The organism is Streptomyces sp. NPDC031479 (assembly GCF_055581065.1).
Map to the genome: position 1 here is coordinate 435,141 of NZ_JBVIKC010000002.1, position 12,125 is coordinate 447,265.

9 protein-coding genes and 1 riboswitch are annotated in these 12,125 nt (G+C 72.8%); of the genes, 2 read left to right on the top strand and 7 right to left on the bottom strand.

Annotation, left to right across the window (positions count from 1 at the left end):
* Positions 1-12: 12 nt before the first annotated feature.
* The gene (locus tag ACZ5D2_RS04620; RefSeq protein WP_371679518.1) at positions 13-1,710 is read left to right on the top strand and encodes a flavin monoamine oxidase family protein; all 1,698 of its coding nucleotides are present in this window, start codon (positions 13-15) and stop codon (positions 1,708-1,710) included.
* Positions 1,711-1,771: 61 nt separating this feature from the next.
* Here the strand turns inward: ACZ5D2_RS04620 and ACZ5D2_RS04625 are convergent, their stop codons facing one another.
* From ACZ5D2_RS04625 to ACZ5D2_RS04640, 4 genes are all read right to left on the bottom strand, one after another.
* Positions 1,772-2,410, bottom strand: a complete 639-nt coding sequence (locus tag ACZ5D2_RS04625) for a hypothetical protein (protein WP_468927146.1) — start codon at positions 2,408-2,410, stop codon at positions 1,772-1,774.
* Positions 2,411-2,419: 9 nt separating this feature from the next.
* Positions 2,420-3,097 carry a DUF5995 family protein gene (locus ACZ5D2_RS04630; protein ID WP_371679522.1) on the bottom strand — a complete coding sequence of 226 codons (678 nt, stop codon included), beginning with the start codon at positions 3,095-3,097 and terminating at the stop codon, positions 2,420-2,422.
* Positions 3,098-3,174: 77 nt separating this feature from the next.
* The gene (locus tag ACZ5D2_RS04635) at positions 3,175-4,569 is read right to left on the bottom strand and encodes a uracil-xanthine permease family protein (protein ID WP_468927243.1); all 1,395 of its coding nucleotides are present in this window, start codon (positions 4,567-4,569) and stop codon (positions 3,175-3,177) included.
* 78 nt (positions 4,570-4,647) lie between these two features.
* Complete coding sequence (locus ACZ5D2_RS04640) at positions 4,648-5,874, bottom strand: MFS transporter (RefSeq protein WP_371679523.1); 1,227 nt, start codon at positions 5,872-5,874, stop codon at positions 4,648-4,650.
* Between the two features lie 55 nt (positions 5,875-5,929).
* Between ACZ5D2_RS04640 and ACZ5D2_RS04645 the strand changes: the two genes are divergently transcribed.
* Positions 5,930-7,093 (top strand): ROK family transcriptional regulator, encoded by a 1,164-nt coding sequence (locus tag ACZ5D2_RS04645; protein WP_371679524.1) that lies wholly within the window; start codon positions 5,930-5,932, stop codon positions 7,091-7,093.
* A 20-nt stretch (positions 7,094-7,113) separates the two neighbouring features.
* Here the strand turns inward: ACZ5D2_RS04645 and ACZ5D2_RS04650 are convergent, their stop codons facing one another.
* The 3 genes from ACZ5D2_RS04650 to ACZ5D2_RS04660 form a co-directional block, all read right to left on the bottom strand.
* On the bottom strand, positions 7,114-8,226 hold the full coding sequence (locus ACZ5D2_RS04650; protein WP_468927151.1) for a right-handed parallel beta-helix repeat-containing protein: 1,113 nt from the start codon (positions 8,224-8,226) through the stop codon (positions 7,114-7,116).
* 177 nt (positions 8,227-8,403) lie between these two features.
* On the bottom strand, positions 8,404-9,153 hold the full coding sequence (locus tag ACZ5D2_RS04655) for an SDR family oxidoreductase (RefSeq protein ID WP_468927154.1): 750 nt from the start codon (positions 9,151-9,153) through the stop codon (positions 8,404-8,406).
* A 150-nt stretch (positions 9,154-9,303) separates the two neighbouring features.
* A complete protein-coding gene (locus ACZ5D2_RS04660) occupies positions 9,304-11,661 on the bottom strand; it encodes a chitinase C-terminal domain-containing protein (RefSeq protein ID WP_468927157.1) in 2,358 nt (785 codons plus the stop codon).
* 302 nt (positions 11,662-11,963) lie between these two features.
* A riboswitch (FMN riboswitch) is annotated at positions 11,964-12,093 on the top strand.
* Positions 12,094-12,125 lie beyond the last annotated feature (32 nt).

Here is a 12,125-nt window from a genome sequence, read left to right on the forward strand (position 1 = left end):
AGACGTACCCCCATGACGTCCACGGTGCCCACCACCGCCGTCCCGCACAGCGACGGTCAGCCCCCGATCACCATGTTCGGGCCGGACTTCCCGTACGCGTACGACGACTTCCTCGCCCACCCGGCGGGCCTCGGTCAGATACCGGCGACCGAGCACGGCACCGAGGTCGCCGTGATCGGCGGCGGTCTGTCCGGCATCATCTCCGCCTACGAGCTGATGAAGATGGGCCTCAAGCCCGTCGTCTACGAGGCCGACCAGATCGGCGGCCGGCTGCGCACCGTCGGCTTCGAGGGCGCGGGCACCGAGGGTCTGACCGCGGAGATGGGCGCCATGCGCTTCCCGCCGTCCTCCACCGCCCTCCAGCACTACATCGACCTCGTCGGTCTGGTCACGGAGCCCTTCCCGAACCCGCTCGCCGAGTCCACCCCCTCCACGGTCGTCGACCTCAAGGGCGAGACCCACTACGCCGAGACCATCGCCGACCTCCCGCAGGTCTACCGCGACGTGTCCGCCGCGTGGAACGCCTGCCTGGACGAGGGCGCGGACTTCTCCGACATGAACACCGCGATGCGCGAGCGGGACGTCCCGCGCATCCGCGAGATCTGGGCGAAGCTCGTCGAGAAGCTCGACGACGAGACCTTCTACGGCTTCCTCTGCAAGTCCGAGGCCTTCCAGTCCTTCCGCAAGCGCGAGATCTTCGGCCAGGTCGGCTTCGGCACCGGCGGCTGGGACACCGACTTCCCGAACTCCATCCTGGAGATCCTGCGCGTCGTCTACACCGAGGCGGACGACCACCACCGCGGCATCGTCGGCGGCTCGCAGCAGCTGCCGCTGCGGCTGTGGGAGCGCGAGCCCGAGAAGATCCTGCACTGGGCCCAGGGCACCTCCCTGTCCTCCCTGCACGGGGGCGCCCCGCGCCCGGCGGTGACCCGCCTGCACCGCACCGCCGGCAACCGCATCACGGTCACCGACGCGTCCGGCGACATCCGCACCTACCGCGCCGCGATCTTCACCGCCCAGTCCTGGATGCTCCTGTCCAAGATCGAGTGCGATGACACGCTGTTCCCGATCGACCACTGGACGGCGATCGAGCGCACCCACTACATGGAGTCCAGCAAGCTCTTCATCCCCGTCGACCGGCCGTTCTGGCTGGACAAGGACGAGGAGACGGGCCGCGACGTCATGTCGATGACCCTCACCGACCGCATGACCCGCGGCACCTACCTGCTGGACAACGGCCCGGACCAGCCGGCCGTCATCTGCCTCTCGTACACCTGGTGCGACGACAGCCTCAAGTGGCTGCCGCTGTCCGCGAACGAGCGGATGGAGGTCATGCTGAAGTCCCTCGGCGAGATCTACCCCAAGGTCGACATCCGCCGCCACATCATCGGCAACCCGGTGACCGTGTCCTGGGAGAACGAGCCCTACTTCATGGGCGCGTTCAAGGCGAACCTGCCGGGCCACTACCGCTACCAGCGGCGCCTGTTCACCCACTTCATGCAGGACCGCCTCCCCGAGGACAAGCGCGGCATCTTCCTCGCGGGCGACGACATCTCCTGGACGGCCGGCTGGGCCGAGGGCGCCGTCCAGACCGCCCTGAACGCGGTCTGGGGCGTCATGCACCACCTGGGCGGCTCCACCGACGAGAGCAACCCCGGCCCCGGCGACGTCTACGACGAGATCGCCCCGGTCGAACTCCCCGAGGACTGATCCTCCCCGGGAACCAAGGCCACGGGCCGCCCCCGCGCACGAGCGCGGCGGCGGCCCGTTCTCATGTCCGCCGCCGGTCCTCCTCCTCCGCCCGCGTCCAGATCAGGTGCAGGCGGAGACGGAACGCGGAGCGCACCTCGACGCGCTCCCGCACGTCCGGCAGGCCGGGCGGCCTGCGGCCCAGCCCGAGGCCGCACCCCGCGCACAGGGTGTACCTCCCGTACCCGTCCCCGTCCCATTCCACCGTTCCCCGGCCGGCCCCGCACACGGGGCACGCGCCGTCCCGGCCCTGGTGGCCTTCGGGGTCCGGCCGGCCGCGCATCACGGCGGGCATCACCTCGACGAGCCGGCCGCCGGGATGGAATCCGGGGTCCGGCCAGAACAGCCCCTGCGACGGCGGCGGCGGGTCCGGCCGGCGCACCCCGGCCCGCTTCTGCGCCCGCCGCCCGGTCCGCCAGGAGGCGAGCTCCGCCAGCCACAGCCGCCGCGCCTCGTCGAGCTCCTCCACCGCCCGCACCAGCGACCCGGGGTCCTCGTCCAGGTCGCGCGGGATCCCGGCGCTGCGGCACAGGTGGTGGTAGGTGGCGTAGAAGCCGTACGGGGCGAACTCCGTCAGGCAGGTGCGCAGCGCCGACAGCCTCCGGTACGGCGGGCTGCCGGCGTCGTGCACCCGGAGGCGGTGCGTGGCGAAGCTGGTCATCCGCCGAGGCTAGGACCTGCATGCCGGGATCGCACGGGGTTTCAGGGGCGAGGGCGTGAGCAGGCAGCGGCCGACCAGGCCGACGCCGGAGTCGAGGGACTCGGTGAACTCCTCGGCCAGGTCGGGGGCGTGCCGCAGGGCCCACAGCAGACGGGCCGCCGCCCAGGCCCCGGCCCGCGCGCGCTCCAGGCTCCAGGAGCCGATCAGGTGCGTCAGCGGGTCGGCGACCTCCAGCAGGTCCGGGCCCGGCATCAGGTCCTCCCGGATGCGTTCCTCCAGCGAGACCAGGGTCTCGCCGACCCGGTGGAAGTCGGCTTCGAGGGCCGCGGGCGGGCAGTCCAGGGAGTGGCAGGAGGAGACCACCGCCAGGGCCAGGTCGTGCCCGATGTGGGCGTTGATCCCGGCCAGCGCGTGCTGCAGCGGCCGCACGCCCGGGTGGCGGCGGTACTGGAGCAGCGGGCGCCAGCAGGCCGGTGCCCGCCCGTCCGTCTCCACCGCCGTCAGGTACCGCTCCGCGAACCGCACGCCGAGCGTCTCCGCCCGGCGGGGCGCGGGGAAACCGCCGTGGCCGATCCGGTGGTGGAGGGCCTGGGTGACCGTCAGGTACACCCGGTTGAAGACGGCCACGCCGTCCTGCGCGGGGAGCCGCTCGTCGAGGGCGCGCATCCGCGCGAGTACCGCTTCCATGCCAGGCAGCGTCGCAGCCGGGACGCCGCGCGCGGGGAACTTGGCCGTACGCTTCGCCGGTTCGGGCGAAGCGGGCGTCAACGCGGCGTGTCCGGACCGTCCCGGCCGTCGTCGTAGGCGGAGGTGCCCGAGTCGAGGAGGGGCTCCTGCTTGAGGTGCGCCGGGGCGAAGTGGCGCAGCGCGTGGTAGCCGGTGATCACCACGATCGTGCCGAGCGCGATGCCGCCGAGCTCGAAGGTCTCGGTGAACTGCAGCTTGACGCCGCCGATGCCGATGATGATGCCCGCCGCGGCCGGCACCAGGTTCAGCGGGTTGCGCAGGTCCACCCCGCCGTTGATCCAGATCTGCGCGCCGAGCAGGCCGATCATGCCGTAGAGGATGACGGTGATGCCGCCGAGCACCCCGCCCGGGATCGCGGCGACGACCGCGCCGAACTTCGGGCACAGGCCGAAGAGCAGGGCGAAGCCGGCCGCCGCCCAGTAGGCCGCCGTGGAGTACACGCGGGTGGCGGCCATGACGCCGATGTTCTCGGAGTACGTGGTGTTCGGGGGGCCGCCGACCGCCGTGGAGAGCATGGACGCGGCGCCGTCGGCGGCGATGGCGGTGCCGAGCTTGTCGTCGAGCGGGTCGCCGGTCATCTCGCCGACGGCCTTGATGTGACCGGCGTTCTCGGCGATCAGCGCGATCACCACCGGCAGCGCGATGAGGATCGCCGACCACTCGAACTGCGGGGCGTGGAAGGACGGGAGCCCGATCCAGGCGGCCTCGCCGACGCCCGAGAGGTCCAGGCGCCAGTGGTCCACCGCCTCGGGGCCGCCCGTCGTCGAGTGGATCATCCCGAAGACCAGGTCGAAGATCCAGGAGATCGCGTACCCGAAGACCAGGCCCAGGAAGATGGCGATCCGCGACCAGAAGCCGCGCAGGCAGACCACGGCCATGCCCGTGAACAGCATGGTCAGCAGTGCGGTCCACTGGTCCTGCGGCCAGTACGTCGAGGCCGTCACCGGCGCCAGGTTGAAGCCGATCAGCATCACGACCGCGCCCGTCACCACCGGCGGCATCGCCGCGTGGATGATCCGCGCGCCGAAGCGCTGGACGGCCAGACCCGCCAGGAACAGCGCCACGCCGACCACGAACACCGCGCCCGTGACGACCGCGCTGTCGCCGCCGCCCGCCCGGATCGCGGCGGCGACGCCGACGAAGGAGAGCGAGCAGCCCAGGTAGGAGGGCACCCGGCCGCGCGTGGCGAGCAGGAAGATGACGGTCGCGATGCCCGACATCATGATCGCCAGATTCGGGTCCAGGCCCATGAGGACCGGCGCGACGAAACTGGCGCCGAACATCGCCACGACGTGCTGGGCGCCGAGCCCGGCGGTCCGCGGCCACGACAGCCGCTCGTCCGGCCGCACCACCGCGCCGGGGGCGGGGGTCCGCCCGTCTCCGTGCAGGGTCCAGCGCACGCCGAAGCCCATCTCCCACCACTTCCGTTCCGCCGGGTCGTCGAACATCGTGGCCGGCGCGCCGGTACGACGTGACGACCAGCCGTTATATTACGGCCGCATAGAGGCGGGTTCGTCCTGGTTCGCTGCTCCGGCCGCCCCCGGGGCCTTGCTGCCGCGCAGTACGGCCGCGCCCGCGATCAGGGCGAACGCGAGCAGTGTGACCAGTGCGAAGGAGACCACGAGCGAGGTCGCGTCCGCCACCGCGCCGATCGCCGACGGCGCGACCAGCCCCGAGGTGTACGTGATCGTCGCGACCCCCGCGATGGCCTGCGCCGGGGCCGGCCCGCTGCGCGCCGCCGCCGCGAACGCCAGGGGCACCACCACCGCGATGCCGAGCCCGATCAGCCCGAAGCCGCCCAGGGCCGCTGCCGGATGGCGGACCGTCACCACCAGCAGCCCGCCCGCGGTGGCCAGGACGCCGCCCGCCCGGACCGTGCGCACCGCCCCGAACCGGTCCACCACCCGGTCCCCGGCCAGCCGGGCCAGGGCCATGGTCAGCGCGAACGCGGTCGTCGAGGCGGCGGCCAGGCCCGCGTCGGTGTGCAGCACGTCCCGCAGGTACACGCCCGACCAGTCCAGGCTCGCGCCCTCGGCGAAGACCGCGCAGAATCCGACGAGCCCGATCAGCAGGGCGGACCTCGGCGGCAGCGCGAAGTGCGCGGGGGCCTGCGCGTCCTCGTCGCCGCGCAGGTCCAGCACGCCCCGTACGGCCAGCAGCCCGGCCGCCGTCAGGGCGAGCGCGGCGATCAGGTGGTGCAGCCGGGCGTCGGCCCCCGCGTGCGCCGCGACCGTCCCGGCCGCCGAGCCGAGCAGGGCGCCCACGCTCCACATGCCGTGCAGCGAGGACATGATCGAGCGGCCGAGACGGTTCTCGGTCTCCACGCCGAGCGCGTTCATGGCGACGTCGGCCATGCCCGAGGTGGCTCCGTAGACGAACAGCACGCAGCACAGCACGGCGAAGTCCGGGGCCAGGCTGGGCAGGATCAGGGACAGGGTCCACAGCGCCAGCAGGCCGCGCAGGGCGTTGCGGGCGCCGAACCGGTGGTTGATCCGGCCGGCCAGCGGCATCGCGAGGGCGGCGCCGAGCGCGGGGAAGGCGAGGGCCAGGCCCAGGGTGCCCGCGCTGAGACCGGCGTGCTGCTGGATCCAGGGGATGCGGGTGGCGAAGGATCCGGTGACGGCGCCGTGGGCGCAGAAGACCGCGGCGATGGCGAAGCGGGCATGGCGCAGGCGCGCCGGGCTGGGGCCGGGTTCCCCGGTTCTGGGCCGTGTCATGGGGGTAAACTATCAGGGACCCTGCCTGATAGTTAATGGTTTCCCCCTCCCTAAGATGGGCGCCGTGACCCCTGCCAAGGTGCTGACCCCCGCCGCCGCGAAGTCCCCCGCCTCCCCGAGCACCGCCCGGGCCATCAACGACCGCCTCGCCCTCGAACTCCTCCAGGAGGAGGGCCCGCTGACGGCGAGCCGGCTCAAGCAGCTCACCGGACTGTCCCGCCCCTCCGTGGCCGACCTCGTCGAACGGCTCACCGAGGCCGGGCTGATCGAGGTCGTGGGGGAGTCCGGCGAACAGCGCCGCGGCCCCAACGCCCGCCTCTACGGGATCGTCGCCCGCCGGGCCCACCTCGCCGCCCTGGACGTGCGGACCGACAGCGCGACCGCCGTGGTCACCGACCTGCTGGGCCGCCCGCTGGGCCGGACCGCCCTGCCCGTCGACGCGGTGGAGGAGGCCGTGGACCGGCTGGAGGCCCTGACCGCGCGGACGGGCGCCGGGGCGCTGCACACCGTGGTCGTGGGGGCCCCCGGCCTGGTCGCCCCGGGCGGCGGCGAGCTGCGCGGCACCGGCGCCCTGCCCGCCTGGCACCGGGACCTGGTCGCCGCCCTGCGGCGGCGGCTGCCCGCCACGGTGGCGGTCGAGAACGAGACCAACCTGGCGGCCCTGGCCGAGCAGCGCGCCGGGGCCGCCCGGGACCTGGACTCCTTCGTACTGCTGTGGCTCGGCGACGGCGTGGGCGCCGCCGTGGTCCTCGACGGGCGGCTGCGCCGGGGCGCCTCCGGCGGGGCCGGTGAGATCGGCTTCCTCCCGGTCCCCGGCACGGCCGGGCTGCCCTCCGCCACCGCATGCGCCGGCGGCTTCCACGCCCTGGCGGGCCGGTCGGCGGTCGGCGCCCTCGCGCGCGGGCACGGCTTCCGGGGGCCGGCCGAGGAGGCCGTCGCCGGGGCCGCCGGGGAGGCCTTCCTGGACGCGCTCGCGGAGCGGCTGGCGCTCGGGGCAGCGGCCGTCGCCGCGATCCTCGACCCCGGCTGCGTGGTACTCGGCGGCGGACTCGGCCACGCGGGCGGCGAGGCCCTGGCCGCCCGCGTCGAGCGCCGCCTCGCCACCCTCACCCCCGTACCGACCGAGGTCCGCGCCACCGCCCTCGGCGACCCGGCCGTCCTGGAGGGCGCCCGCCTGGCCGCCCGCGAAGCGGCCCAGTCGGTCCTCTTCGGCCCCTGACGGGTCACGGCCCGACCCCGCTACGGCCGCACGGTGACCGTGGCGGTGAAGCCGCAGCACTCGAAGGTGCGGACCGGAGCCCCGGACGTCCGCCCGATGCGCACCCCGTCGAGCACGGCCTTCGTGTCGGCCGAAGCGGCGACCACCGCGACGCCGCCGACACCGCCGTCGATCCGGTCGTCGCGGACCGTGAAGGAGCCGTCCTGCAGGGCCGTGCCGAAGTACGAACTCCGCACGATGTCGTTGTGCCCGATGGTGTCCGATCCGCCGACGGCGTAGATCCCGATGTGGTTGCCCACGAGCCGGTTGTGCTCGACCACCGTGCCCGGCGTCGTGGTGACGACGCCCGCGTGCTGGGTCTCGCCGAAGAAGTCCGGGCCGCAGAACGGGTCCGGTTCCCGGCAGTCGTTGCCGCTGATGGTGTTCCGGGTGACGCGCCCGGCCGCGCCCGCGACGAACCCGATCCCGTCGGCCGACAGCCGCGGGTGTCCGGTGACGGTGCTGTCGGTGACCGTGGCGCTCGAACCCGCGTTGAGGACGGTGACGGCCGAGCCCTGGTAGTCGGAGATCTCGCTGTCGTGGATCGACACCGAACCCGTCCCGGTCGGCAGGTCCCCCACGAAGACGGCCACCGCGCTGTGGGCGCAGGCCGCCGCGGGCGTGTCCGTGATGTGGCTGACGCGGGCGTGGCCGAGGTCGAGCCGGGCACCGCCCAGGACCCGGATGCCGGAGCCGAGCGCGCCGTCGTCGCAGGTCCCGGAGCCCGGCCCGCTGACGGCGAGCCGGGACAGTGCCACGGAGGCGCCGCCGTGGACCTCCACGATCGACGTGCCGCCGTCCTCGCCGGGGACCAGGGTCCGCGGAGCCAGGATCGTCGTCTTCCCGGCGCCCGAACCGGTGATCGACACGTCCTTGCCGATCACCACCTGCTCCCGGTAGACACCCGGCCGGACACTGATCCGGTCCCCGGGCCGGGCGGCGTCGACCGCGGCCTGGATCGTCGGGTACTTCCCCGGAACCAGCAGCTCGTGCGACGGCTTCGCCTCGGCCTGCAACGGCACCAACTGCCAGACGGCCGCGACGACGGCACACAGGCCCAGGCGCGCGGCCGTCCTGATCCGGGGATTCGCCATGTCTGTCTTCCACTCCCGTGCGCTGCTCCGCGGGCACCGCTCTGCCGCGGCCCGCCTGCCGACTGCGCGCGCAACGTATCCGGGGTGCGGGGCCCGCACCCCGGTGGACACCCGGCGGCGGCCCCGCTTCCCACGGACGGAGGACCGGCGGACCCGTTCACCGCCTCCCCGGGGCCCTCAGCCCCGGGCCGCCGTCCGCCGTCGCAGGAACTCCTCGAACGTGCCCCGGCCCACAGCACGGGCCGGGGCCAGGTGCCCGCCGCGCACGAAGGCGGCGTACGTCCGGCCCGCGAGCGGGACGCCCACCACCGGTCGCCGGCTCCCCGTCGCCGCGAGGCAGGTCCGGGCCCAGTCCGTCAGGGGGCGGACCTCGGGCCCGCCCATGTCCGGGACCCGGCCCGAGGGCCGCGGTGTCGCGAGCTCCGCCAGCCGGTCCGCGACCTCCCCGACGGCGATCGGCTGGACCCGTACACCCCGGGGCAGCAGCACCACCGGCAGCTTCGCGGCGGTGGTCACCACCTGGGCCACCAGGTCGTGGAACTGGGTGGTGCGCAGGATCGTGACGCCCAGCCCGGACCCCTCCAGCAGGCGTTCCACCGCCAGTTTGGTCCGGTAGTAGCCGAAGGGGACCACGTCCACCCCGACGATCGAGATGTACACGAGGTTGCGGACGGTCCCGGCCCGGCGGGCCGCCCCGATCAGGTGCCGGGCGGCCTCCTCGTCGCCCCCGCGCGGGCTGCTCGCGCAGTGCACGAGCACCTCCGCGCCCGCGAGGGCCGCGTCCAGCCCGCGGCCGTCGCGCAGGTCGACCGGGTAGTGCTCCGAGTGCCGGCTCAGGACCCGGACCTCGTGGCCCGCCTCCCGCAGCCGGGCGGCGAGCGGGGTGCCCAGGGTGCCGGTGCCGCCGGTGACGACGATGGTGCTCATGGTGTGCGGTTCCTTCCGTCGGGAGTGCTCTCCCCCAGGTGACAGTCCGGCCCGCCGGAACGTGACACCCCGCGCCGGGGAAAACGGCGGGAACGTGCGAGGACCCGGTGGCCGCCGGGCCACCGGGTCCTCACGTGTCACGCGGGGGGATCAGCAGGCTCCCTGGTCCTTCCAGACGCCCCAGTCGCCGGTGGTGCCGGGCTCCTCGTTCTGCGTCCACCACTGGGCCTTCCAGGTGTGGCCCTTGTGGGAGACGAGGCTGCCGCTGTTGTAGACCGTGCCCGCCACGTACGCAGGGCTCGCGCAGGTCCCGCCCGGAGGAGTGGTCGGGGGAGTGGTCGGCGGCGTCGTCGGGGGAGTGGTCGGCGGGGTGGTGGGAGGCGTGGTGGTGCCCGGTTCCACGACCGTCGTGCCGCGCGCCAGGTCGCCGGCCAGGGCGTACGTGGTGCCGGAGATGTTCACCGTCCAGTTGGAGGGGGTGGACACCGGCAGGTAGTAGTTGAACGCCAGGTCGACCGAGGCGCCGGGGGCCAGCGTCTGCCAGGCCGGCAGCTTCAGGGAGACCCGCTGGAAGTCCCCCTTCAGGCCGCCGACGTTGCTTCCGCTGTGACCGGTGGAGATCACCTTCGTGCCGAAGCCGGACTGGTCCGAGGCGTTGGCCGGGGCTGAGGTCCCGTAGTCGAACTGGAACTCCGTGCCGCCGGGCAGCGTGCTCTTCGTGTTGTTGGTGATCTTGAGCTTCGGGGTGATCGGGTAGTTGGAGTCGCCCAGCTTGAACTCGGTGAACTCCGTCTTGATGTCGACCGCCTGCGCCGGCAGGGCGGCGCCCGCCTTCTTCGCGCCGTACGGGGTGGCCGCCTTGAACTTGTCGTACATCAGGGAGGTGAGGGTGTCGCCCATCTCGTACTGGCCCTTGGCCGCGTTGTAGGAGTAGTCGCCCGCGAGCTCCCACACCATCGTGCCGCCGATGCCCTTGTCCACCACGTAGTCGGCCTTGGCGGCGACGGACTGCTCGTCCTCCGTCGACAGGAAGACCTTCTTCTGCGCGTTCCACAGCCACGGCGCCACCAGGGTGGAGTCGTACTTGCGGGCGTAGGTGCCGGTCAGCGTGGTGTTCGCGGGGAAGCCGTACTTCGTGACGTAGTCGCCTACGACGCCCTTCTCCAGGTTCTTCGCGTGCCACATCGGGTTGGAGCCCGCCGGGGACTCGACGCCGTTGGTGTCCAGGTCGTGCCAGAGGTTGTCGATGCCGACCGCGCCGTCACCGCACTTGGTCAGGCCCGCGCCGGCCGGGCAGGTGGTGGCCGGGGCCCTGCCCCACAGGCCGTCCGTGCCGCCCTGCACGTTCTTGAAGCCGCGGGTGTAGTACGGCAGGCCGATGTTGATCCGGCCCGACGGCATGGACCCGCGGAAGTAGTGGTAGGCCCAGTCGGTGTTCAGGTAGCCGGTGCCGCCGTACTGGGAGGTGGAGTAGACGCTCGCGGCGGCCAGCTCGCCGTCCTTGCCGTCGTCGAAGAGCGAGGCGTTGGGGCCGACGTACTCGTTCCAGGCGCCGTGCAGGTCGTAGGACATGATGTTGACGTAGTCCAGGTACTGCTGCATCTGGAAGGTCTCCATGCCCCGCAGCAGGTAGCCGGAGGAGGGGGCGGCGACGGAGAGCAGGTAGTGCCTGCCGTCGGCGGCGCCCGCGCGGTCGAGCCTCTCGCGCAGCGACTTCATCAGGGCCGCGTAGCCCTTGACGAGACCGGCCCGGCGGGCGTTGGACAGCTGCCAGTCCAGCGGGTTGCCCGCGTCCTTCATGGTGGTGGGGTACTCGTAGTCGATGTCGACGCCGTTGAAACCGTACGTGCGGATGAACTCCACCGAGGAGTCCGCGAAGGTGTCGATGCCCGCCTGGTTGACGGAGCCGTCGGCGTTGGTGGCCATCGAGTAGAAGCCGCCCGAGGCGACGCGGTTGCCGTCGTCGCCGAAGTACCCGCCGGTCTCCGCCCAGCCGCCCACGGAGATGAGCGTCTTGACGTTCGGGTACTGCTTCTTGAATTTGTTCAGGAGGTTGAAGTGGCCCTTGTAGGGGAGGGCCGGGTCCATCTCCGCGCCGGCCACGCCGGGCCAGGTCATCCCGGTGGCGGCGTTGTTCGCGTTGTCCGCGCCGACCGAGATCTTGTTGTCGGCCCCGACGTGGGCGAAGGCGTAGTTCAGGTGGGTGACCTTGGACCACGGGACGTTGCCGGCGAGGTAGGCGGGGGTGCCGTCCTTGCCCGTACGCCAGCCGGTGAAGTAGCCGATGACGCGGCGCTGGTGGTCGGCGCCCATCTTCTCGCGGCCTTCGGAGTCGTAGACCGAGCAGTACGGGACGTCCACGCCTGCGGTCTTGTAGAGACCGTCGGGGCGACAGCCCTCGTTGTCGGCGGCGTGGGAGACGCCCGTCGAGAGCCCGCCGACCAGCAGTCCGGCGATCGCGGCGCCGGATGCCAGGAGCAGGGCTCTCGTACGTGTGGGGGACGGCATGGTGCCTCCTGGGGAGGGGAGGATGGCAGGACACAACGTGCGGCAACGAGCAGGAACGTGGCGCTGGTTGGCCCGTGACGTGCGCACGTCGGCAGGCCGGCTCCCCGGGGAAGATGAAGGGAACGTTAAGAGGACTAGACCAACCCGTCAATAGGTCTGGACCAAAGCCGGGTGCGGGGGTGTCCACGGGTGCGGGTGGCGCGACTGCGCCGCTCAAGAACGGCTGGTTTGTGACCCAGGCCACAGCGCTTCACCCGCATGGCCCCCGATCCCCCGTGGCACACTGGCCGTAGTACCAGTAGCAGCGCACTCCGGGGTCGGTGTAATTCCGAACCGGCGGTATAGTCCGCGACCCGTCCGCATCCAGCGGCCGGTTGACCAGGTGAAATTCCTGGACCGACGGTTAAAGTCCGGATGGGAGGCAGTGCGCGGCGGGCCAGTCACCGGTACGCCGCCGTCGGCGG

What these genes read in the sequence shown, in the direction of transcription:
- ACZ5D2_RS04635 (WP_468927243.1), bottom strand. Translation starts at nt 4,569, where the DNA reads ATGGGCTTCGGCGTGCGCTGGACCCTGCACGGAGACGGGCGGACCCCC.
- ACZ5D2_RS04645 (WP_371679524.1), top strand. Translation starts at nt 5,930, where the DNA reads ATGGGCGCCGTGACCCCTGCCAAGGTGCTGACCCCCGCCGCCGCGAAG.
- ACZ5D2_RS04660 (WP_468927157.1), bottom strand. Translation starts at nt 11,661, where the DNA reads ATGCCGTCCCCCACACGTACGAGAGCCCTGCTCCTGGCATCCGGCGCC.
- ACZ5D2_RS04620 (WP_371679518.1), top strand. Translation starts at nt 13, where the DNA reads ATGACGTCCACGGTGCCCACCACCGCCGTCCCGCACAGCGACGGTCAG.
- ACZ5D2_RS04625 (WP_468927146.1), bottom strand. Translation starts at nt 2,410, where the DNA reads ATGACCAGCTTCGCCACGCACCGCCTCCGGGTGCACGACGCCGGCAGC.
- ACZ5D2_RS04640 (WP_371679523.1), bottom strand. Translation starts at nt 5,874, where the DNA reads ATGACACGGCCCAGAACCGGGGAACCCGGCCCCAGCCCGGCGCGCCTG.
- ACZ5D2_RS04650 (WP_468927151.1), bottom strand. Translation starts at nt 8,226, where the DNA reads ATGGCGAATCCCCGGATCAGGACGGCCGCGCGCCTGGGCCTGTGTGCC.
- ACZ5D2_RS04655 (WP_468927154.1), bottom strand. Translation starts at nt 9,153, where the DNA reads ATGAGCACCATCGTCGTCACCGGCGGCACCGGCACCCTGGGCACCCCG.
- ACZ5D2_RS04630 (WP_371679522.1), bottom strand. Translation starts at nt 3,097, where the DNA reads ATGGAAGCGGTACTCGCGCGGATGCGCGCCCTCGACGAGCGGCTCCCC.